At 63.2% G+C, this 1,023-nt stretch carries 1 protein-coding gene; it reads right to left on the bottom strand.

Translation table 11 applies throughout. The features are described 5' to 3' along the window. Positions 1 to 236: 236 nt before the first annotated feature. Positions 237 to 746, bottom strand: a complete 510-nt coding sequence (locus ACIRFL_RS43890) for a GNAT family N-acetyltransferase (protein WP_404041396.1) — start codon at positions 744 to 746, stop codon at positions 237 to 239. Positions 747 to 1,023: the final 277 nt, after the last annotated feature.

The raw sequence follows: 1,023 nt of genomic DNA, 5'->3' as shown, positions 1-1,023 counted from the left end.
AGGCCGCCCCCATGCGCGTACCGCATGACGACGTCATACCGCAACGATCAAGAAGCGTCACGGGCCACCGGACTCCACGAGTTCAACCTGAGTAAGTGTGGCGGCGGCCTGATGTCGACCGACCGGTTTACCCGCGTGCGCGGCTTGCCAGTCAAGCCCAGGACGCACCCACGATATCGAGGACCTGGACCTGGACCTGGCCGGCCGCCGCTGCCCGGTGAATTCCCCTTTGTTGCTCAGCCGTGAGTCAGCGAGGGGGTGTTGAACGCGATCCAGACGTCAGGAGGTAAGTCGGGCCGACCTGGTATCGATCTACGTTCCTCTGTCCATGCGTCGTCGGCGATCTCCGTGGCGACGCGACGCCAGAAGTGCACAGCGGAGATGTTGGCATCCTGAAACGCGACTTCCCACGAGCCTGGGTGCCTGGCCGCGATCTCCTGAACAGCGTGCAGCCCGATCCCTGTCCGCCGTGCGCCGCGCACCACGAAAAAGCTGTTCAGCACGCGCGTCGGGGCGCTCAAACTGCGGACGAAAGCGAACCCAGCAGGGCTGTCACCACTTGTGAGGAGGTATGGCGCCCAGTCGGGCTCAGAGAAGGCCATGTGGAGCCGGTCGCTGCGGAAGGTTCCGTCCGCGTTGGGCAGCAGACCGTCGAACTCCGACATGTCATGGCGGAACATCAGCCACAGCCGCTCCACTATGGGGCGGTCGGCAATGCCTGCGAGGCGAATGGATATGTCTGGCACGAGACTCCTTTGCAGCGGTGGTCAACCGGCGAGCGCCGCATACCCGGATCGGGAGCGCCAGGTCTCGGGAGAGCACCCGTATGATCAGCGCTGGGCCCCGGACGAGCGGGACCTGGGGCATGAAAAAAAGCCTCCCCGGCGGATGCTGTATCCGCGCCAGGAAGGCTCACTGCTAATGGGGACTCTAGTGTCTCGTGATCCTGTTCATGGAACCTGAGGCTTCTGTGATCGTTGAGTCAGGTATGGATCTCTCCTCTGAACAGATGGCAGAACTGCG

The organism is Streptomyces sp. NPDC102462 (assembly GCF_044765425.1).
Lineage (GTDB): Bacteria > Actinomycetota > Actinomycetes > Streptomycetales > Streptomycetaceae > Streptomyces.
This window is presented reverse-complemented; position numbering and strand designations above follow the sequence as displayed.